This window comes from Microbacterium sp. Y547, from assembly GCF_057669785.1.
In genome coordinates this window covers 37,784-58,032 of record NZ_JBYHFN010000001.1, presented here as the reverse complement: position 1 = coordinate 58,032, position 20,249 = coordinate 37,784, and the positions used below count along the sequence as shown (strand labels likewise).

Below are 20,249 nucleotides of genomic sequence, written 5' to 3'. Positions count from 1 at the left end.
CTGTTCGCAGCCCTGCGCTCATCGGATCGGAAAAAGATTCAGACCCGTCGCGTCGGCGAACTCAGCCAATCCGAAAGAGCGATGCGTGCGAACAATCCCCGAACAGGGGAGGCGCATGTCGCTCATCATCATCGGTCTGCTCGGCGGGCTCATCACGGGGATCTCACCGTGCATCCTGCCGGTGCTGCCGGTCATCTTTCTCACGGGCGGCGCCCAGTCGGCCCGCTTCGAGGATGAACCCGCACCGGCCTCGCGCTGGCGGCCGTATCTGGTGATCGCAGGGCTCATCACGAGCTTCACGCTCGTCACCCTCGTCGGCTCGCTCATCCTCGGCGCCCTGGGTCTGCCGCAAGACGTGCTGCGCTGGGTCGGCATCGCCGCCCTCGTGCTGATCGGCACGGGCCTGCTCGTTCCGCGCGTCGAGCAGCTGCTCGAAAAGCCCTTCCAGAAGCTCGCGCGTCGCACCGAGGTGCGCAACCGCGGCAACGGCTACGGCGTCGGGCTCGCCCTCGGCGCCGTCTTCGTGCCCTGCGCGGGCCCCGTGCTCGCGGCCATCATCGTCGCCGGATCGACGGGACGCATCGGCTTCGACACCGTGGCCCTGACGGTCTCGTTCGCGATCGGCGTGGCCGTGCCGCTGCTGTTCTTCGCGCTCGCCGGGCGCGGCCTCATCGAACGCATCCGCGCGTTCCGCTCGCGTGAGCGCGGCTTGCGGATCGCCGCTGGCGTCGCGATGCTGGCGCTGGCCGTCGGACTCGTCTTCAACGTGCCGCAGCTGCTGCAGCGGCTCGTGCCCGACTACACCGCCGGCATCCAGCGAGAGCTCACCGACAACCCCGACGCGCGGCGCGCTCTCGACCTCGGCGGCCTCGTCACCGACGAGAACAAAGACCTCGACCAGTGCTCGAACGGCGCGACCGAACTGGAGTCGTGCGGCACGGCCCCCGGCATCCGGGGGATCGAGACGTGGCTCAACACACCCGACGGTGCAGCGATCGACCTCGACGACCTGCGGGGAGAGGTCGTGCTGATCGACTTCTGGGCGTACTCGTGCATCAACTGCCAGCGCAGCATTCCGCATGTCGTCGCGTGGGACGACGCGTATCGCGATGCGGGCCTGCGGGTCATCGGCATCCACTCGCCCGAGTATGCGTTCGAGAAGGATGCCGCCAACGTCGCCGCAGGCGCCGAGGATTTCGGCATCACCTATCCCGTCGGTCTCGACAACGATCTGGCGACCTGGACCAACTACCGCAACCGGTACTGGCCCGCGCACTACCTGATCGACGCCGAGGGCACAGTGCGCCACATCGCGTTCGGCGAGGGCAACTACGCCGCGACCGAGCAACTCATCCGCGAGTTGCTGACCCAGGCTGATCCCGGAGCCGAGCTGCCGCCCTCGACCGACGTCGAGGATGCGACGCCGCAGAGCGGCGCGCTGACCCGCGAGACGTTCCTCGGCTCGTCGAAGGACGTCAACTTCGCCGGACCCGGGCCCTACCGTGCAGGGGAGAACACCTTCGGTCTGCCCGACCCGCAACCGGCCGACTCGTTCGCCCTCGACGGCGACTGGCGCATCGAGACGCAGTACGCGACTCCTGCGACGGCGTCGGGCGGCGGCATCCGTCTGGACTTCCGTGCGCGCGACGTGCGGATGGTGCTCGCCGGCGAGGGTGAGGTGCGCGTGCGTCTCGACGACGGGGCGACCCGCGTGATCGAGGTTTCGGGCACGCCGAGGTCGTATGCGGTGGTCGACGTCGCCGATGGAGGGCGCGCGGTGCTCGAGCTCGAGGTGTCGCCGGGCGTCGAGGCCTACTCCTTCACGTTCGGGTGACACAAGAGGCCGGGGCAGAAACGGGGGAATACGGCATGCTGGTGGACATGGTGATCGACGGTATCGACGTGCCCGAGGGGGGCGCGGGTGCCGTCGATCGCGTCGGCCAACTGCTGCAGCGCGTCGCCACCGGAGACCAGGTGGCCTTCGGCCGCGTCTACGACATGCTCTCGCCCCGCGTCTTCGGTCTCATCATGCGCGTGCTCGTCGACCGCGCGCAGAGCGAAGAGGTGCTGCAAGAGGTCTTCCTCGAGATCTGGCAATCCGCCTCGCGGTTCGTTCCGAATAGAGGGCAAGGCAGGTCGTGGGTGCTCACGATCGCACATCGTCGAGCAGTCGACCGCGTGCGCGCGTCGCAGGCGTCGAGCGATCGCGATGTGCGAGCGGGAATGCGCGACCTCGGCGTTGCGTTCGATTCGGTCGCCGAGCAGGTCGAGCTGCGCGTCGAAGGACGGCGCGTCGCAACGGCGCTTGCCGAGCTGCCCGAACCGCAACGTGAAGCGCTGACCCTGGCGTATTACGGCGGATACAGTCAGAGCGAGATCGCGGTGCTCGTGGGAGCACCGCTCGGAACCATCAAGTCGAGAATGCGCGACGGCCTGTCGCGCCTGAGAATGCACCTGGGGGTGACGTCGTGAACGAGCAGGAATTCGCCGAGCTGTCGGCCGGCGCCGCACTCGGCGCGCTCTCTCACGAGGACTTCGTGGCCTTCCGCGCGGCGCTCGCCGAGCACCCGCAGTGGACATCGATCGTGGATTCGGATGCGGCAACCGCGGCCGTCCTCGCGGACGGCGTCGACCCGGTGGCCCCGCCCCTGACGATGCGCTCGACGCTCCTCGCGCGGATCAGCGGACTGCCGCAGGGTATTCCGACGCGCCCTCCGCTGCCGGTTCGCCCGGGGGCTGACAGGCCGAGCGAGTCAGCCGAGCCGGCCGTGCCGATCGCACCCGTTCCTGTGTCCGGACCCGAGGTCGACCCCGCGCCCGACATCGTGCTCGGCCCAGAGGTCGCGATCGGACCGGTGGTCGAGCCGGACGTCGGCCCCGCCGCCGAAGACGCGGAACCCGATGACGACCTCGCACTCGACGGGTCGCCGGGGCCCGACGTCGCACTCGGACCCGACGCCGGCCTCGGCCCCGCCGTCGTGCGCGATCCCGAGCCGGAGCCTGTGCGCGATCCCGAGCCGGAGCCTGTGCATGAGCCGGAGCCGGCGCCCGACCCGGCGCCCGAACCCGTGCGCGAGTCGGAACCAGGCCCGGAAACCCCGCGGGAGGCCGCGCCGCAACCCGCCAGGGAAGCGGAAGCCGCAACGGCGGACGAGCCTGCCCCGCGCACCGAGACCTTGACGTTCACGGGACTCCTGCAGACGGTCGACCCGGCGTACACGCCGGCGCCCCCGCGCGACTCCGGCGAACCGCCTCTGACGACCGCCGCCGTCCAAGCGGTGTCCCGGCGCACGTGGACCCGCGGCATCCTGGGCCTCGCGGCATCCCTCGCCGTGCTCGTCGTGCTCGGCTTCGGCGCCGTGAGCATCAACGACTGGGTCAACCGCCCGCCCGCCGCCGTCGCGCTCGCCGAGATCGAGTCGGCCCCCGATGCCCGCTCGGCCACGGTCGACATCGTCGACGGGGGAGTCGCGACGGCCCACTGGTCGGGATCCCTCGGATCAGCCGTGCTCGTCGCCGAGGGCCTTCCTCCCATCGAGGACGATGACACGTTCGAACTGTGGTTCGTCCGCGAGGGAGGCACGCCCGTCTCGGCGGGGACCTTCGACCGCGAGGGCGAGGAGACCACGGTGCTTCTGTCGGGCGACATGCACGAGGGCGACACGATCGCGGTTACGGTCGAACAGGCCGGAGGGTCGGCGAACGGCTTGCCCACGACCGATCCGATCGTCGCGATTCCCACGGCCTGACCCTGCGGCCGGCTCGGTGCGCGGCATCCCGGATCACCCGGTGCCGCGGCCTCACGTGCCGGCGCCGCCGGTACCCTTGGCGGGTGAGCGACGCGTCGAGGGATTACCACAAGCCCGTGCGAAGGCCCGCCGAACTCTTCGACCGGCTCTTCGCGGCAGATGATCCGGCCGAGGTGTCCCGGGTCGCCCATTCGACGGCGCAGGGCCTGCTCGCGCGGGCGCGCACCGACGAGTCAGGTGATGTGGTCGACCGCCTCGTGGCCTTCACGGCCGAGCACGGCATCGACGACATCGCCGAGCTGTGGTCGCGGTCGCCCGCGAAGTCGCTGCCGGGCGCGCTGTGGCGGCTGTACCTGCTGCAGCTCATGATCCACGACGACCCGCACACCGCCGCGCTCCTGTACGAGCGCGGGCGCGTCGAGATCGCCTCGGCCGACCCCGTTGTCGCGGGGGCACCCGCACCGGCGGGTCCTGATGAGCTCGTCGCCCTCATCGACACGATCCTGCGCGGCCTGTTCGAGGGGGACTTCGCCGTCGCGCTCGACCGTGCCGCCGCATTCTGTCGCGTGCACGCGTCGGGGGCGACGCACCTCGCAGACGACTACGAGCAGACCGAACCCGAACGGGCCTCGGCGTTCACGATCCGCGCCCTGCGCCTGTCGACCTATGCCGCCGACCTTGCGGCAGCCGCAGCGCTGTGGCGGCGCGACGCGCTCGTCTGACGGCCAGAACCGGATGCCGCGTGAAGCGGCGCAGAAAAGACAAGTGCCGGGCCGCAGAACGCCTCTCGGCGTGAGGCCGCTCGGAGCGGCAAAAGATGGAGCCCGGGGTTACTGCGGCCCGGCGGATCAAGTGTAACCGAGCGACGACGCGGGGGATTCCCTGGCCGTAGGCTTCAGGGCATGACCTGGCGATACGCACTCGTGATCGACCCCGCGGCATCCGAAGACACCCGCACCGACTTCTCGGGCACCTTCCGCCCCATCGAGCCCTCGGCGCCGGCCCTCAGCATCGGCGAGCTCAGCACGCAGCGCGGCGACGGGATCTTCGAGTCGATCGGTGTCGTCGACGGTCACCCGCAAGAGGTCACAGCGCACCTCGAGCGACTCGCCCACTCTGCGAACGTGTGCGACCTGCCGTACCCGAACCTCGAGCAGTGGCGCCAGGCGGTCGCCGTCGCCGCCGAGCACTGCCCGCGCGAAGGCGAAGCCGTCATCAAGCTCATCCTCAGCCGCGGCGTCGAACACGGTCCGGCGCCCACCGCCTGGGTCACGGCGGCGGATGCACCCGACAACAGCGCCGTCCGCGAGCACGGCGTGCGGCTCGTGACGCTCGACCGGGGCTACGACAGCGGCGTGCCCGACCGGGCGCCGTGGCTGCTGCTCGGCGCGAAGACGCTGTCCTACGCCGTCAACATGGCGGCCATCCGCGAAGCCCGCCGTCGCGGTGCCGACGACGCGGTCTTCGTAACGACCGACGGCTACGTGCTCGAGGCGCCCACGGCGTCGCTCATCCTGCGCCACGGCGACCGTTTTCTCACGCCCCCGCCCAACGGTTCGATCCTGCACGGCACGACGCAGCTGAGCCTGTTCGAGCACCTCGAACGACAGGGCTACGAGACGGGGTACGAGATGATCCCGATGGGAGCCCTCGGAACGGCGGATGCCGCGTGGCTCGTCTCGAGCGTGCGCCTCGCGGTTCCCGTGCGCGCGATCGACGCGGTCGAGTACGAGGTCGACACCGAGCGCACCGCGGCGTTCAACGAGTACCTGCTGTCGCCGCGGGACTGAGGGCTCAGCCGAAGCGGCCCGAGACGTAATCCTCGGTCGCCTTGACGGAGGGCGTGGTGAAGATCGTGCGGGTGTCGTCGTACTCGATGAGCTTGCCGGGCTGGCCCGTGCCGGCGATGTTGAAGAACGCCGTCTTGTCCGACACGCGTGAGGCCTGCTGCATGTTGTGCGTCACGATGACGACCGTGTAGTTGCTCTTCAGCTCGCCGATGAGCTCTTCGATCGCGTACGTCGAGATGGGGTCCAGGGCCGAGCACGGCTCATCCATCAGGATCACCTCGGGCGACACGGCGATCGCCCGCGCGATGCACAGCCGCTGCTGCTGCCCGCCCGACAGGCCCGAGCCGGGCTTGTCGAGCCGGTCCTTGACCTCGTTCCACAGGTTGGCGCCGCGCAGTGCCGATTCGACGAGCGCTTCCGAATCCGACTTCGACATGCGCCGGTTGTTGAGCTTGACGCCCGCGAGCACGTTCTCTTTGATCGACATCGTCGGGAACGGGTTCGGACGCTGGAAGACCATGCCGACCTGACGACGCACGACCACCGGGTCGACACCGTCGGCGTAGAGGTCGTTGCCGTCGAGGTAGACCTGACCTTCGACGCGTGCGCCGGGGATGACCTCGTGCATGCGATTGAGTGTGCGCAGGAAGGTCGACTTGCCGCATCCGGATGGCCCGATGAATGCCGTGACGGTGCGGGGGAGGATGTCGATGGAGACGTCTTCGACGGCGAGGAAGTCGCCGTAGTAGACGTTGAGGTTGTTGACTTCGATGCTCTTGGACACGTGGTTCCTCGGGTGGTATCGGATGCCGCGGTCAGCGGCTGAAACGCGGCGCGAACCGCTTCGCGATCAGACGGGCGATCAGGTTGAGCGCCATGACGATGATGATGAGCGTGAGCGCCCCGGCCCACGCGCGGCTCAGCGCCGCGTCGATGTTTGTTCCAGGGTTCTGGAACTGCGTGTACACGAACACCGGCAGCGTCATCATGGGCTGGTCGAACAGGTCGAGGTTCAGCGAGTTGGTGAATCCCGCGGTCAGCAGCAGCGGTGCCGTCTCGCCGATGACGCGGGCGATCGACAGCATGATGCCGGTCGTGATGCCGGCGATCGAGGTGGGCAGCACGACCTTCGCGATCGTGAGCCACTTGGGCACACCGAGCGCGTAGCTGGCTTCACGCAGCTCATTGGGCACGAGCCGCAGCATCTCTTCGCTCGAACGCACGACGACGGGGATCATGAGCACCGTGAGAGCCAAGGCGCCCATGATGCCCATGTAGCGACCGGGTCCGACGAGCAGCGTGAACAGGGCCACGATGAACAGACCCGCGACGATCGAGGGGATGCCGGTCATCACGTCGACGAAGAAGGTGATGGCCTTCGCGAGCCGGCCACGACCGTACTCGACGAGATAGATCGAGGTGAGCAGGCCGATCGGCACCGAGATGACGGTCGCGGCGAGCGTCACCAGCAGCGTGCCCCAGATGGCGTGCACGGCCCCGCCGCCCTCGCCGACGATGTTGCGCATCGAGTTCGAGAAGAACGTGAGGTCGAATCGCTGGATGCCGTCGACGACGACGGTGAACAGCAGCGACGCCAGCGGGATGAGCGCGACGGCGAAGGCGAGGCTCACGAGGATCGTCGCCGCGCGGTCGACGGCGCGGCGACGGTTCTCGACGATGACCGACATCGCGATGAACGCGATCGCGAACAGCAGGAACCCGAAGAACAGCGCGCCGGCGACGTTGAGGTCGCCCAGCGGTTCACCGATGTTGAGGATGCCGAAGAACGCGAACGTCAGCGCCATCATGACGGCGAGAATCGTCCACGGCAGCCAGCCGGGCAGCTGTCCCGCGGTGAGCGGGTTGTCGACCGTCGATGTGCGGTGGGCGGTGGTCGTGGGGGCGGTCATCAGTTGGCTCCCGAGAACTCGGCGCGGCGGTTGACGAGCCAGCGTGCGACAGCGTTGACGACGAAGGTGACGATGAACAGCACGAGGCCCGTCGCGATGAGCGCGCTCACGCCCGTGCCGTGCGCTTCGGGGAACTTCAGGGCGATGTTGGCGGGGATCGGCGTCGGGTTGGTCGAGGTGAGCAGCTCGAACGAGATGACGCCCGAGGCCGAGAGCACCATCGTGACGGCCATCGTCTCGCCCAGTGCGCGACCGAGCGCGAGCATCGCGGCCGAGACCATGCCGCCGCGCGCGAACGGGAACACCGACATGCGGATCATCTCCCAGCGGGTCGCGCCGAGCGCGAGCGCAGCCTCTTCGTGCAGCTTCGGGGTCTGCAGGAACACTTCGCGGCAGATCGCGGTCATGATCGGCAGGATCATGACGGCGAGCACGAGAGCGGCCGTGAGGATCGTGCGGCCCGTCGCCGACACCTGGCCGCTGAAGAGCGGAATCCAGCCGAGGTTCTCGTTGAGCCACACGTAGAACGGCTGGATGAAGCCCGAGAAGGTCAGCGCACCCCACAGGCCGAACACGACCGAGGGGATCGCGGCGAGCAGGTCGATCACGTAGCCGAGCAGAGAGGCGATCTTGCGCGGCGCGTAGTGCGAGATGAACAGGGCGATCCCGATACTGAGGGGCGCCGCGACGATGAGAGCGAGCACCGAGGCCCACAGGGTTCCGAAGACGAGCGGCCACACGTACGCCAGGAACGGCGTGCCGCGCAGGATCGAGTTGTCGGCGGGGTCTTCCGTCAGCGCCGGGATGCTCTGGATCGCGAGGAAGAGCGTGACGGCCGCGAGCACCAGCAGGATGATGATGCCGGCGGCCAGGGCGGTGCCCGAAAAGACGGTGTCGCCGAGCCGGCGCTTGGCGCGCGGCGCGCCGGTCACGCGGCCCGGGGGTGTGGTTGCGGTGGTCATCGTCTCCTCGTCGTGCGACGGGTCGGGGTGGTGCGTCTTCCGAGATGATGCCCCAGTCGGCACCCTTTCGGGGCCGACCGGGGCATCGGTATGCAGTTGTGGGTCAGCCGATCAGGTCGATCGCCGCGGTCAGCTGGTCGCGCAGCGAGTCCGAGATGGGCGCAGAACCGGCAGCCTCGGCGGCGACCTCCTGACCCTCGGTGCTCGTGACGAACGACAGGTACTCCTTCACGAGGCCGGCCTTGTCGGGGTTTTCGTACTGCTCGCACGCGATGAGGTAGCTCACGAGCGCGATCGGGTACGAGCCGGCCGGTGCGGCGGCGGGGTCGACGTCGAAGACGAGGTCGCCCGCGCCGCGGCCTTCGATCAGCGGCGACGAGTCGACGAGCGCGGCAGCAGCCTCGGACGAGTACGGGACGAACTCACCGGCGACGCCCACGGCGACCGTTCCCAGCGTGCCGGCCTGCGACGCGTCGGCGTAGCCGATCGTGCCGTTGCCGTTCGTGACGGCGGCGACGACGCCGGACGTGCCCTGCGCGGCTTCGCCCGAGCGCAGCGGCCACTCGTCGGACGCCTCGTGCGGCCACGCGTCCGGCGCGACGGCTTCGAGGTACGCCGTGAACGTCTCGCTCGTGCCCGAGGGGTCTGAGCGGTGCACGGGCGAGATCGCAAGGTCGGGGAGCTCGACATCGGGGTTGTCGGCAGCGATGGCTTCGTCGTTCCAGTTCGTGATCTGACCGTTGAAGATGTGCCCGATCGTCTCGGGGGTGAGGTTGAGCGAGTCGATGCCCTCGACGTTGAAGATCAGGGCGACGGGCGAGATGTAGACGGGGATCTCGACGATGTCGTCGGTCGTGCAGACGCCGTTGCCGGCGAAGCCGCCCTTGGCGATCTCCTCGTCGTTGAACGCACGGTCCGAACCGACGAAGTCGCTCGCCCCTTCGAGGAAGTTGTCACGGCCGACGCCGGAGCCGGTGGCCTGGTAGTTGATGGTGACGCCGTTGTGGGTCGTCTGGAACGAGGCGATCCACGCCTGCTCCGCGGCATCCTGTGACGATGCGCCCGTGGCGTTCAGCGTGCCGGTGAGCGAGGAACCGCCCCCGGATGACGTCGAGTCTCCGCCGGCGGCGGTCTCGTTTGCTGCGCAGCCGGTGAGAGCGAGGGCCGCGACTGCGGCGACAGCGCCCACCTGGGCGATGCGGGAGATCTTCACTGTGTGAATCCTTCACGTGTTCAGAGGTGGATGCCCTGATGAGGGGCTTCGGGTGGTGCCCGGTGCGGGGCACGCAATGAACGTAGGAGCGGACTCTTACGAGACTCCGCTCAGAAGGTGAACAGCAGGTGAACGACGCTCAGACGGCCGGTTCGTGGGTTTCGATCGCGACGATGCCGGATCCGGGGTTCTCCAGCGGCAGGTGGACCACCGAGAACCCGCCGGGATCGAGCGTCGACGCGCTGCCGAGATACGAGCCGCGCAGGGTGCCCGTCGCGAGCGCCATCTCGCTCAGGATGTCCGGAAGCACCGGACCGTGGCTGCACAGCACCGCGGGCTTGCGCGCCCGCACGCGCTGGCCGACGATCGTCCGGGGATCGGATTCGCCTCTCTCCCAGGCATCCTGACTGAGCAGAGCCGTCTCTCGAATGCCGCGATCCAGCGCTTTCGCGAGGGGTGTCACCGTCGCGACGCAGCGCGCGGCCGGGCTCGAGACGATCTTGCGCGGTCCGAACGCGCGCAGGGGGCCGACGAGATACCTCGCCTGCTTCTTGCCGCGTGCAGCGAGCGGGCGATCGGTGTCTTCGCCGTCCCACTTGTCGCGCGGAACGGCCTTGGCGTGCCTCAGCACGATGAGGGGGAACGTGCGCAGAACACCCTCGTCGACCAGGCGCATGAAGTTCTCGACGATCTCGATGTCGACGGGGTAGCTGAGCCGTTTGAGGGCCTTCGCCGGCGAGATCCACTCGAGGCCCGCGATCTCTTTGTTCGGGACGAACGTCGAGGTGCGGATCGCTGCATCCGTCGCCTCGGCGGACCAATAGTGCACGATCTTGCGGCGCTTGTTGGGCAGGACGTAATGCGAGACGCCCACGGGCACCCCGAGAACGACGCGGATGCCGGTCTCTTCGAAGATCTCGCGCGCGGCCGTCTCGGCGAGCATCTCGCCGGGATCGACCTTGCCCTTGGGCAGGCTGAAGTCGCGGTAGCGCGTGCGTGAGACGAGCAGGACCTTGAGCTTGCCGTCGATGAGCCGCCACACGACGCCCCCGGCCGCATAGAACGCGGTGTCCGTCATCGCACCACGCGGGCCCGGCGCCGGCGCCGCACCGTGCTCATGGTCTTGTCCTGCAGATCGACCAGCGGCGTGCCGTCTTCGGCGAGGTGGTGGCGCGTCCACTCACCGTCGGCGCCGAGGTGCCACGAACTCGTCGTGTCCGCCATGGCGAGATCGAACAGGTCGGTCAGCTCTTTCACGTGCTCGGGTGCGCCCACGCACACGAGTGCCTCGACGCGTCGGTCGAGGTTGCGGTGCATCATGTCGGCGCTGCCGATGTAGACCTGCGGATCGCCGTTGCTGTGGAACGCGAAGATCCGGGAGTGCTCGAGATACCGGCCGAGGATGCTGCGGACGGTGATGTTCTCGCTCATTCCCTCGACGCCGGGCTTGAGTGAGCAGATTCCGCGCACCCACACGTCAACGGGCACGCCGGCCTGGCTCGCGCGGTACAGCGCGTCGATGATCTGCTCGTCGACCATCGAGTTGACCTTGATCCGGATGCCGGAGGGCTTGCCGCTCTCGGCGTTGCGGCGCTCCTTGTCGATGAGACGCAGCAGGCCCTTGCGCAAGTGCAACGGCGCGACGAGGAGCCGCTTGAACTTCTTCTCGATCGCGTAGCCGCTCAGCTCGTTGAACAGGCGCGTGAGGTCGCGTCCCACCTGCTCGTTGCACGTGAACAGTCCGAAGTCCTCGTAGATGCGACTCGTCTTGGGGTTGTAGTTGCCCGTGCCGATGTGCGAGTAGGACCGCAACCGGCCGTCTTCCTCACGGATGACGTGCATGAGCTTGCAGTGGGTCTTCAGGCCCACGAGGCCGTACACGACGTGCACGCCCGACTTCTCGAGCTTGCGCGCCCAGACGATGTTGTTCGCCTCGTCGAAGCGGGCCTTCACCTCGACGAGCGCGAGCACCTGCTTGCCGGCCTCGGCGGCGTCGATGAGCGCCTGCACGATGGGGCTGTCGCCCGACGTGCGGTAGAGGGTCTGCTTGATGGCGAGCACCTGCGGGTCTTTCGCCGCCTGCTCGAGGAAGGCCTGCACGCTCGTCGCGAACGACTCGTACGGGTGGTGCACGAGCACGTCGGCCTTGCGGATCGCCGCGAAGAGATCGGCTCGGCCGTTCTGTTCGGCCGGCTGGAACGCCGCCGGCGTCGTCGGCAGGTGCGGGGGATAGCGCAGCTCGGGGCGGTCGAGGGCTCCGAGGGCGAAGAGTCCGCGCAGATCGAGCGGGCCGGGCAGGCGATAGACCTCGTGCTCGGTGATGTCGAGTTCGTCGAGGAGAAGCGCGAGGGTCACCTCGTCCATGTCGTCCGTGATCTCGAGACGGATGGGCGGCCCGAAGCGGCGGCGCAGCAGTTCGGCCTCGAGCGCCTGGATGAGGTTCTCGGTCTCGTCCTCTTCGATGACGACGTCTTCGTTGCGCGTCAGCCGGAACGTGTGGTGATCGAGGATCTCCATGCCGGGGAAGAGATCTTCGAGGTGCTGAGCGATGAGCACTTCGAGCGGCAGGTAGACGACGCGCTCGCGGTCGCGCGAGATCTCGACGAAGCGCGGCAGCATGGGCGGCACCTTGAGGCGCGCGAACTCCTGACGCCCCGTGCGGGCGTTGCGGATGCGGATCGCGAGATTGAGGCTCAGCCCCGAGATGTAGGGGAACGGGTGCGCCGGGTCGACCGCGAGCGGCATCAGGACGGGGAAGACCTGTTCCTGGAAGTACTCGTACAGCCGTTCGCGGTCTTCTTCGGCGATCCCGTCCCACGTGACGATCTCGATGCCGGCGTCGGCGAGGGCGGGCTTGACGAGCCCGGCCCAGACCTCGGCGTGGCGCAACTGCAACTCGTGCGCGTCGCGCGATATGTCCGAGAGCACCCCCTGCGGTGCCCGGCCGACGTTGGTGGGCACGGCGAGTCCCGTGATGATGCGGCGCTTGAGGCCGGCGACGCGCACCATGAAGAACTCGTCGAGGTTGCTCGCGAAGATGGCGAGGAAGTTCGCGCGCTCGAGCACCGGAACGGTCGGATCCTCGGCGAGCTCGAGGACGCGCTTGTTGAACGCGAGCCAGCTCAGCTCTCGGTCGAGGTACCGGTTGTCCGGCAGCTGCGCGTCGGCCGTCTCGCGGAAATCGAAGTCGTCGTCGTCCGCGTCGCCGAGCCCGGCGTCGAAGGCCTCGTCTTGCATCATGCCTTCATCATTGCAGGCGACCTGCGTCACGGCACGGACGATTCAGCGGGTGCCGCGCTCCGAGGCGGATGCCTGCCCGGGCGCGGCGGGCGCCAGCTCGTCTTCGGCCACCATGAAGCGGTATCCCACATTGCGGACGGTGCCGATGAGCTGCTCGAAGTCGCCGAGCTTGGCGCGCAGCCGCCGTACGTGCACATCGACCGTGCGCGTGCCGCCGAAGTAGTCGTAGCCCCACACTTCGCTCAGCAGCTGCTCGCGCGTGAAGACGCGCGAAGGATGCGTCGCGAAGAAATGCAGCAGCTGGAACTCCTTGAACGTCAGGTCGAGCGTCCTGCCGTGCACCTTGGCGGAGTACGACGATTCATCGATCGTGACGCCCGAGGTCTGCACGCGCTCGGGAACGTGCACGGCCGTCGCGCGCCCGATGGCGAGGCGGATGCGCGCATCGATCTCGGCGGGTCCGGCCGTCGTGATGATGACGTCGTCGAGCCCCCAATCGGGGGAGACCGCCGTGAGGCCGCCCTCGGTCACGATGAGGATCAGCGGTGCGTCCAGCCCCGTCGTCGTGAGGATCTTGCACAGCGACTTGGCGGCGACGAGATCGGTGCGCGCATCGACGAAGATGACGTCGGCGCTGGGCGCATTGACCAGGTGCGCCGGCTGAGCGGGAATCTGGCGCACGCGGTGACTGAGCAGTTCGAGCGCGGCAAGCACCGGATCGTCGGACTGCGTAGAGCTGAGAACCAGTACGTGTGCCAAGAACGTCGTCCCTCCGGGCGTGCGCCTCAGTGTACGCCCCGTGCCGCGCGGTGTTTCGTCGCGGTTGTGCGCCGGACGCGCGTCGTGGGCGACAATGGAACCGTGTCCGCCCCTGAGCTCGCCCCCCGCCGCACCGTCGTCGGCATCGTCTCGGTGTGGATCGTCGCCGCGGTCATCGGCGTCGTCGTCGGCCTCTTCGCGGTGAACGACTGGCGTGCCGCCTGGCTCGCGGTCGGAATGGGCGGATGCATCGTGCTGGCCTTCGGGATCCAGCTCGCCTCGGGACGCTCGCAGGGCTTCACACGTCGTGTCGCCGCGAGTGCGCTCGGCGCGCTCGTCGTCCTCGGCGTGATCAGCCTCGGCTTCGGCCTGGCGACGATCGTTCCCAGCTAGAGTGTGAGTCATGGATCTTCTCGCGCTCGAACTCTTCTTCGTCGGGCTCCTGGGGCTCGCGTCGCTCGCGATCGTCTTCGTGTCGGCTGTCGTCCTCAAGAGCCTGTACCGCGGCCAGCGCTGAGGCGGCCGCCGTGCTGGAGCTTCCCACCGACCTCCCCGCCGAGCTCGTGCCGCTGTCGTGGCTCATCGGCGTGTGGGAGGGGACCGGGGTCATCGACTACACCGTCGGCGACCAGCGGCTGACGGGCGAGTTCACGCACCGCGTCAGCTTCAGCCACGACGGCGGCGGCTTCTTGAACTACTCCGCGAGCGCGTGGCTCGACACCGGTGACACCGGCCTGTCGCCCCTCGTCTCCGAAGTCGGATTCTGGCGCCTCGCGATGCCGGCAACCGACGCGGATGCCGGTCCCGGGCTGCTGCCGGGGACATCCGATCGCGCCGTTCGCACGGTCGACGACGTCGAGGCGCTGCGCACCACCGAGGGCGGATTCGAGATCGAGGTCGCCCTCGTGCACTCCGACGGCATCAGCGAGCTGTACCTCGGCCGGATCACGGGGCCGCGCATCGACATCGCCACCGACGCCGTCGTGCGCCCGGCAGGCGCGAAGCAGTACGACGCCGCGACACGCATGTATGGCCTCGTCGACGGACACCTGCTCTGGGCGTGGGACATCGCCGCACTCGGCGAGGAGCTCGGCTCGCACGCCTCAGCCCGGCTCGCCAAGGTCGACTGATGTCCGAGGCATACCGGGCGGTGCCCGGCGCGGTCATCGACGAGACGGGCCTGAGGCACCTCGGCAACCCGCTCGGCGAACAGCGGGCGCTCGCCGCCGGTCGCGCTCTTGCCCCCCTCGGCGACCGCAGCGTCCTGGCCGTCGCGGGCCTCGACCGGCTCACGTGGCTCGACTCGCTGACGTCTCAGGCGCTCGCCCGCCTCGCCCCCGGTCAGAGCACCGAGATGCTCGTGCTCGACCCGCACGGGCGCGTCGAGCACGCGGCATCCGTGATCGACGACGGCGAGACGACGTGGCTCATCGTCGATCACGCCGATGTCGCGGGACTCCTCGCCTGGCTCACGCGCATGCGGTTCCGGCTGCGCGTCGAGGTGCGCGACGCGAGCGATGAGGTCGCCGTGATCGGCGGCACCCCCGCTGCCCTGGCCGCCGTGACACCCGCCGCCCCGGCCGGCGTGCCGCTCATCTGGCACGACCCGTGGCCCGAGATCGTTCCCGGAGGGTGGGGCTATGCCCTCGCCGATCCGCACCCCGGCGCCGAGCGCGACTGGGCAGAGGCCATCGTGACGCGTGACGAAGACGCGCGCATCGCCCGCGCCGCCGCGGCCGGCGAGATCACCCTCGCGGGGCTGGACGCCGTCGACGCGCTGCGCATCGCCGCATGGCGGCCACGCCGCGCCGACGTCGACGAGCGCACGATCCCGCACGAGCTCGACTGGATGCGCACCGCGGTGCACCTCAACAAGGGCTGCTACCGCGGACAGGAGACCGTCGCGAAGGTGCACAACCTGGGGCACCCCCCGCGACGCCTCGTCGCCCTGCAGCTCGACGGCAGCGGCAGTGTGCTGCCCGTGCCCGGAGCCGACGTGCTCGCCGGAGACGTCGTCGTCGGCACCGTGACCTCGGCCGCATTCCACCACGAAGAGGGACCCATCGCGCTCGCCGTCGTGCGCCGCTCGACGCCCGCCGACATCGACCTGCAGGTCGAGACGGCCGACGGGCCCGTCGCCGCGGCGCAGGAGCTCATCGTGCCGCCCGAAGCGGGGGCGGCCGCCAACGTGCCGCGCCTGACCCGCCTGTCGCGGCGCAAGGTCGTCGACCCGCCCGCCTGACCCTCACGTCGCCGGTGCGACGGCGCTCCACGGCACGGTGAGTTCGCCCAGCGGCCATCTGCGGCGCGGCCCGAGCTGCCAGCCCGCGGCATCCATCGCCTCGAGAGCCGTGCGCCAGCGGTGCACGGGCCCGAAGGGCGCGACGGCGACGGCGCGGTCCCATTCGGCATCGAGCGTGCGCAGCAGGTCGTGCACGCGCTCGCCGGCGACGTTGCGGTGGATGAGCGCCTTCGGCAGCCGTTCGGCGGCGATCGAGGGGCGTTCCAGCCCCGCGAGCCGCAGCGAGATCGTGAGGCTGCGAGGTGTGGCATCCGCATCGATCGCGACCCACGTGCACACCCGCCCCAGCTCGTCGCACGTGCCCTCGACGAGCAGTCCGCCCGGAGCGACGCGTGCGGCCATCGAGCGCCACGCCGCATCGACCTCGTGCTCGTCGTACTGGCGCAGCACGTTCATCGCGCGGATCACCGCGGCACGGCGACCGTCCGGAAGCGGAACCTCGAACCCGCCCCGCGCGAACGACACCCGTGCGTCGCGCGCGAACGACGTGCGACCCGCGCGGACGTCGGCGAGCTGCTCGAGCGCGCGGGCGACGCGCTCGGGATCGATCTCGAGACCGAGCACGTCGACGTCGGGGCGCGTGCGGGTGAGACGTGCCGCGAGCTCGAACGCCGTCACACCGCTCGCACCGAAGCCCAGATCCACCACGAGCGGATCCGCGGCCCCGCGCAGCGCAGGATGCCGCGCGATCCAGCGATCGATGCGGCGCAGCCGGTTCGTGCCGGTCGTGCCACGCGTGGCCTGCCCGACGGGACGGCGAGCGGACGACATGACTCCATCATTCCAGCCGCAGCCTCGGTAGGCTGTGACCATGAGTGCGCCCTTCACGCTGATCCTGCTTCGACACGGCCAGAGCCAGTGGAACGAGCTGAACCTCTTCACCGGCTGGGTCGATGTCCGTCTCACCGAGAAGGGCAAGGCCGAGGCCCAGCGTGGCGGCGAACTGCTCGCCGAGGCGGGTCTGCTTCCCGACGTGCTGCACACCTCGGTGCTCAGCCGCGCGATCCAGACGGCCAACATCGCGTTGGATGCCGCCGACCGGCTGTGGATCCCCGTCAAGCGCTCGTGGCGGCTGAACGAGCGCCACTACGGCGCACTGCAGGGCAAGGACAAGGCCGAGACGCTCGCCGAGTTCGGGCAGGAGCAGTTCATGCTGTGGCGCCGCTCGTTCGACGTGCCGCCGCCCCCGCTGGCCGACGACAGCGAGTGGAGCCAGGTCGGCGACCCCCGCTACGCCGGCATCGATGTGCCCCGCACCGAATCGCTCAAGCTCGTGATCGACCGGATGCTGCCGTACTGGAACGAAGAGATCGTCCCCGACCTGCGGGCCGGCAAGACCGTGCTCGTCACGGCGCACGGAAACTCGCTGCGCGGACTGGTCAAGCACCTCGACGGCATCAGCGACGACGACATCGCCGCACTGAACATCCCCACGGGGATCCCGCTCGTCTACCGGCTCGATGAGAACCTCGAGCCCATCGGCGCTGCGAAGTACCTCGACCCCGAGGCGGCCGCCGCCGGAGCCGCGGCCGTCGCGTCGCAGGGAAAGGGCTGACCTACAGCCCGGAGTCTGCCGCCGCGACGATGTCCAGCGCGTCGGTGGGCGCCGTCCAGTCACCCGTCGACAGGTAGGCGACCTTCTTCGCGACCGAGACCGCGTGGTCGGCGAACCGCTCGTGATACCGGCTCGCGAGCGTCGCGTCGACCGTGGCCGCGGCTTCGCCCTTCCACGAGTCGCTCAGGACCTTCTCGAACACCGAGGCGTGCAGCTCGTCGACCTGATCGTCGACGTTGCGGATGTCCTCGATGATCGCGAGGTCCTGCGTGCGCAGCAGATCCGTGAGGTAGCGCGCGGCGGCGACGTCGTACTCGCCCATGCGCAGGAACGTGACCTTGAGGCCCTTGGGGATCGCACGCTCGGGAAAGCGCATGCGCGTCAGCTGTGCGATGTGCTCGGCGATGTCACCCATGCGCTCGAGCGATGCGCTCATGCGCAGCGCGCCCACGACGATGCGCAGGTCGCCGGCGACCGGCTGCTGGCGGGCGAGGATCTCGATCGCGAGCTCGTCGAGCTCGAGGGCCTTCTCGTCGATGATGAAGTCGGCGTCGATGACCTCTTCGGCCAGCGCGACATCGCTCGTGCCGAACGCCCGCGTGGCTTTGTCGATCGCGACCGTGACGAGATCTGCGATCTCGACGAGGCGTCCTTGGACGTCCTCGAGCGACTGGTGGAACACTTCGCGCATGACAGCACCCTCTCTTGATCGTGGTGGCCGCTTTCGGCTCGTCCACGGCGGCACAAATAACGATCCCGGAAGATTGTCGTCGGGAAAGGTTAACGATCGGTGCCGACCCGGTGAATAGTACCTGTCCCGTGGCGTGATGGCCTCGTAGGGCCTCATCCGCGCCCGGTCGGGCCGTACTGTGGAGACATGGATCGCACGCAGCTGGCGCTGCTCGCCCTCTTCGCGGGAGTCGTCATCGGCGGCGTCCTCTCCGTCATCATCGTCGGTGCTCTGCGGGCGCGCGATCGCGCACAGGCACAGCGGTTCACCGGGATCCCCGGCGGCATGCGCGAAGTCCTGCACGGCATGGACGACGCCGCCGTCGTCGTCGACGCGTCGGGCACCGTCTCGGCGGCCTCGGCGCCCGCATCGGCGTTCGGTCTCATCGAGGGCAGCGTGCTGCCGTCCGACGAACTGCGCCACCTCGTACGGCGCGTGCGCGAGACCGGCCTCGCCGTGACCGAGAACCTGCGGCTGCGCCGCGGTGCGGGCTACCTCGAGCCGCGTCTGGTCGCGGCGCGAGCGACCCGGGTCGCGCCGCAGCTGACGCTCATCGTGCTGCGCGACATCACCGAGCGCGAACGCACCGAGCAGATGCGTCGCGACTTCGTCGCCAACACGAGCCACGAGCTGAAGACTCCCGTCGGCGCCGTGAGCCTGCTCTCCGAGGCGATCGAGTCCGCCGCCGACGACCCCGCACAGGTGCGGCACTTCGCCAGCAGGCTGACCGCCGAGGCCGCCCGGCTCGGACAGTTGACGGCGCGCATCATGAGCCTGTCGCGGCTGCAGTCCACGGATGAGCTGACCGAGGATCGCATCATCGCGATCGACGAGATCGTCGCGACGGCCGTCGACGCGCACCTCACGCAGGCCGAGGCCGCGGGCATCGAGGTCGTCCGCGGTGGCGAGCGTGGCGCGCACGTGCGGGGCGACGCCCAGATCCTCGCGGAAGCGATCGGCAACCTGCTCGTCAACGCGATCGCCTACTCGCCCCGCGGCTCGAAGGTGGGCGTCGGGGTGAAGGTGGTCGACGACGTCGTCGAGATCGCCGTGACCGATCGCGGCATCGGCATCCCCGAGGGGGAGCAGGACCGCCTGTTCGAGCGGTTCTATCGCGCCGACCCCGCGCGCGCCCGTCGCACCGGCGGAACGGGTCTCGGCCTGTCGATCGTCAAGCACGCCGTGCAGCGGCACGGCGGCGAGGTGCGCCTGTGGTCGCGGCCTGGCCGCGGGTCCACGTTTACGGTGCGCCTGCCCCTGGCCACCCCGACGGTGGACGCGCCGCGCCCCCGCCGCAAGAAGAGTCCCGCGCAAGACAGTCCGCTCGAGACGTCTGCGCAGAACGGAGAATCCGCATGACCCGCGTCTTGATCGTCGAGGACGAACCTGACCTCGCCGACCCCCTGGCCTACCTGCTGCGGCGCGAAGGCTACGAGGTCGAGATCGCCGAAGACGGCCCGTCCGCCCTCGAGGTGTTCCGTGCACGCGGCACCGACATCGTGCTGTTGGATCTCATGCTGCCGGGGATGCCGGGAACCGAGGTGTGCCGCCAGATCAGGGCCACCTCGAGTGTGCCCGTCATCATGGTGACGGCGAAGGACTCCGAAGTCGACATCGTCGTGGGGCTCGAACTGGGCGCCGACGACTACGTCACCAAGCCCTATTCGTCACGCGAGCTGCTCGCCCGGATGCGTGCCGTGCTGCGCCGTCACGTCGTGAACGAGGTCGACCTCGACGAGCGCATCCTCGACGGCGGCCGCGTCGTGCTCGACATCGATCGGCATACGGTCGCCGTCGACGGACGAGAGATCAGCATGCCGCTCAAGGAGTTCGAGCTGCTTGAGGTGCTCATGCGCAATGCGGGGCGCGTGCTCACGCGCGGTCAGCTCATCGATCGTGTGTGGGGGAGTGACTACTTCGGCGACACGAAGACGCTCGACGTGCACATCAAGCGCATCCGCTCGCGCATCGAGCAACAGCCGAGCGAGCCGACGATGCTCGTGACGGTGCGCGGTCTCGGCTACCGGTTCGAGGGCTGA

At 69.1% G+C, this 20,249-nt stretch carries 20 protein-coding genes; 11 read left to right on the top strand and 9 right to left on the bottom strand.

What is annotated here, in order from left to right:
* Positions 1-115 precede the first annotated feature (115 nt).
* The 5 genes from AC25Y0_RS00300 (at position 116) to AC25Y0_RS00280 (ending at position 5,539) form a co-directional block, all read left to right on the top strand.
* The gene (locus tag AC25Y0_RS00300) at positions 116-1,834 is read left to right on the top strand and encodes a cytochrome c biogenesis protein CcdA (protein WP_488134014.1); all 1,719 of its coding nucleotides are present in this window, start codon (positions 116-118) and stop codon (positions 1,832-1,834) included.
* A gap of 35 nt (positions 1,835-1,869) precedes the next feature.
* Entirely contained in the window at positions 1,870-2,472 is a 603-nt protein-coding gene (gene sigK, locus AC25Y0_RS00295; protein WP_488134013.1) for an ECF RNA polymerase sigma factor SigK, read from the top strand.
* The gene (locus AC25Y0_RS00290; protein WP_488134012.1) at positions 2,469-3,749 is read left to right on the top strand and encodes an anti-sigma factor; all 1,281 of its coding nucleotides are present in this window, start codon (positions 2,469-2,471) and stop codon (positions 3,747-3,749) included. Before sigK ends, AC25Y0_RS00290 begins: the two co-directional genes overlap by 4 nt.
* 83 nt (positions 3,750-3,832) lie before the next feature.
* A complete protein-coding gene (locus tag AC25Y0_RS00285) occupies positions 3,833-4,471 on the top strand; it encodes a DNA-directed RNA polymerase subunit beta (protein WP_488122371.1) in 639 nt (212 codons plus the stop codon).
* 180 nt (positions 4,472-4,651) lie between these two features.
* A complete protein-coding gene (locus AC25Y0_RS00280; protein WP_488122370.1) occupies positions 4,652-5,539 on the top strand; it encodes an aminodeoxychorismate lyase in 888 nt (295 codons plus the stop codon).
* Between the two features lie 4 nt (positions 5,540-5,543).
* Here the strand turns inward: AC25Y0_RS00280 and pstB are convergent, their stop codons facing one another.
* The 7 genes from pstB to AC25Y0_RS00245 all read right to left on the bottom strand — a co-directional run bounded on the left by pstB (position 5,544) and on the right by AC25Y0_RS00245 (position 13,623).
* Complete coding sequence (gene pstB / locus AC25Y0_RS00275) at positions 5,544-6,323, bottom strand: phosphate ABC transporter ATP-binding protein PstB (RefSeq protein WP_488122369.1); 780 nt, start codon at positions 6,321-6,323, stop codon at positions 5,544-5,546.
* Positions 6,324-6,354: 31 nt separating this feature from the next.
* Positions 6,355-7,449 (bottom strand): phosphate ABC transporter permease PstA, encoded by a 1,095-nt coding sequence (pstA, locus tag AC25Y0_RS00270; protein WP_488122368.1) that lies wholly within the window; start codon positions 7,447-7,449, stop codon positions 6,355-6,357.
* A complete protein-coding gene (pstC, locus tag AC25Y0_RS00265) occupies positions 7,449-8,411 on the bottom strand; it encodes a phosphate ABC transporter permease subunit PstC (protein ID WP_488122367.1) in 963 nt (320 codons plus the stop codon). The genes pstA and pstC overlap by 1 nt, the downstream gene beginning before the upstream one ends.
* A 103-nt stretch (positions 8,412-8,514) precedes the next feature.
* Positions 8,515-9,624, bottom strand: coding sequence for a phosphate ABC transporter substrate-binding protein PstS (gene pstS, locus AC25Y0_RS00260; RefSeq protein ID WP_488122366.1), 1,110 nt, complete (start codon positions 9,622-9,624; stop codon positions 8,515-8,517).
* Between the two features lie 139 nt (positions 9,625-9,763).
* On the bottom strand, positions 9,764-10,702 hold the full coding sequence (locus tag AC25Y0_RS00255; protein WP_488134011.1) for an NUDIX hydrolase: 939 nt from the start codon (positions 10,700-10,702) through the stop codon (positions 9,764-9,766).
* Complete coding sequence (locus tag AC25Y0_RS00250) at positions 10,699-12,864, bottom strand: RNA degradosome polyphosphate kinase (protein ID WP_488122364.1); 2,166 nt, start codon at positions 12,862-12,864, stop codon at positions 10,699-10,701. Before AC25Y0_RS00250 ends, AC25Y0_RS00255 begins: the two co-directional genes overlap by 4 nt.
* Positions 12,865-12,906: 42 nt before the next feature.
* The gene (locus AC25Y0_RS00245) at positions 12,907-13,623 is read right to left on the bottom strand and encodes a response regulator transcription factor (RefSeq protein ID WP_488122363.1); all 717 of its coding nucleotides are present in this window, start codon (positions 13,621-13,623) and stop codon (positions 12,907-12,909) included.
* Positions 13,624-13,725: 102 nt separating this feature from the next.
* On the opposite strand from AC25Y0_RS00245, the gene AC25Y0_RS00240 reads away from it, so the two are divergent.
* The 3 genes from AC25Y0_RS00240 (at position 13,726) to ygfZ (ending at position 15,865) form a co-directional block, all read left to right on the top strand.
* Entirely contained in the window at positions 13,726-14,016 is a 291-nt protein-coding gene (locus AC25Y0_RS00240; RefSeq protein ID WP_488122362.1) for a hypothetical protein, read from the top strand.
* Between the two features lie 134 nt (positions 14,017-14,150).
* Positions 14,151-14,753, top strand: a complete 603-nt coding sequence (locus AC25Y0_RS00235) for a heme-binding beta-barrel domain-containing protein (RefSeq protein ID WP_488122361.1) — start codon at positions 14,151-14,153, stop codon at positions 14,751-14,753.
* Positions 14,753-15,865, top strand: a complete 1,113-nt coding sequence (ygfZ, locus tag AC25Y0_RS00230) for a CAF17-like 4Fe-4S cluster assembly/insertion protein YgfZ (protein WP_488122360.1) — start codon at positions 14,753-14,755, stop codon at positions 15,863-15,865. The genes AC25Y0_RS00235 and ygfZ overlap by 1 nt, the downstream gene beginning before the upstream one ends.
* Before the next feature lie 3 nt (positions 15,866-15,868).
* Here ygfZ and AC25Y0_RS00225 read toward each other — a convergent pair whose 3' ends face one another.
* The gene (locus tag AC25Y0_RS00225; protein WP_488122359.1) at positions 15,869-16,696 is read right to left on the bottom strand and encodes a class I SAM-dependent methyltransferase; all 828 of its coding nucleotides are present in this window, start codon (positions 16,694-16,696) and stop codon (positions 15,869-15,871) included.
* Between the two features lie 40 nt (positions 16,697-16,736).
* Here AC25Y0_RS00225 and AC25Y0_RS00220 point away from each other — a divergent pair, with 40 nt between their 5' ends.
* Positions 16,737-17,480, top strand: a complete 744-nt coding sequence (locus AC25Y0_RS00220) for a phosphoglyceromutase (RefSeq protein ID WP_488122358.1) — start codon at positions 16,737-16,739, stop codon at positions 17,478-17,480.
* A gap of 1 nt (position 17,481) precedes the next feature.
* On the opposite strand, the gene phoU is transcribed toward AC25Y0_RS00220, so the two are convergent.
* A complete protein-coding gene (gene phoU / locus AC25Y0_RS00215) occupies positions 17,482-18,171 on the bottom strand; it encodes a phosphate signaling complex protein PhoU (protein WP_488122357.1) in 690 nt (229 codons plus the stop codon).
* Between the two features lie 186 nt (positions 18,172-18,357).
* Here phoU and AC25Y0_RS00210 point away from each other — a divergent pair, with 186 nt between their 5' ends.
* Entirely contained in the window at positions 18,358-19,569 is a 1,212-nt protein-coding gene (locus AC25Y0_RS00210) for a sensor histidine kinase (RefSeq protein WP_488122356.1), read from the top strand.
* Positions 19,566-20,249: a response regulator gene (locus AC25Y0_RS00205; protein ID WP_488122355.1), complete on the top strand. Its 684-nt coding sequence runs from the start codon at positions 19,566-19,568 to the stop codon at positions 20,247-20,249. Before AC25Y0_RS00210 ends, AC25Y0_RS00205 begins: the two co-directional genes overlap by 4 nt.